1 protein-coding gene is annotated in these 576 nt (G+C 73.8%); it reads left to right on the forward strand.

Going from position 1 to position 576, the window contains the following annotated elements:
* The coding region (locus D5H78_RS19015) for an alkaline phosphatase D family protein (protein ID WP_177891367.1) at window positions 1-576 on the forward strand (576 nt) is incomplete at both ends.

Raw genomic sequence — 576 nt, forward strand, 5'->3', positions numbered from 1 at the left:
ACCGCCGCCTGCGCTGGGGCCGCCTGGCCACCTTCCACATGCTCGACACCCGCCAGTACCGCAGCGACCAGGCCTGCGGCGACGGCTGGGACGCCGGGTGCGAGGAGCGCCTCGACCCCGCGCGCAGCATCACCGGCGCCGAGCAGGAGCGCTGGCTCCTCGACGGGCTGGCGCAGTCCGACGCGACGTGGGACGTCCTCGGCCAGCAGGTCTTCTTCGCCCAGCGGGACCGGGCGTCCGGTCCCGTGCAGGAGGTGAGCATGGACGGGTGGGACGGCTACAAGGCCTCCCGCGACCGGATCCTCGCCGGGATCGCCGAGCGCGGCGTGCAGAACCCCGTCGTGCTCACCGGCGACGTGCACACCCACTGGGCCAACGACCTCAAGGCCGACTTCGACGACCCGGGCTCGGCCACGGTCGGGGTCGAGCTCGTGACGAGCTCGATCACCAGCGGCCAGGACGGCGCGGACACCGTCAACGGCGCCGAGACGGTCCTGCCGGAGAACCCGCACATCAAGTTCGCGAGCAACCGCCGCGGCTACGTCCGCGCCCGGGTCACCGCCCGCGAGCTGCGCG

This window comes from Vallicoccus soli (assembly GCF_003594885.1).
Taxonomy (GTDB): Bacteria; Actinomycetota; Actinomycetes; order Motilibacterales; family Motilibacteraceae; genus Vallicoccus; species Vallicoccus soli.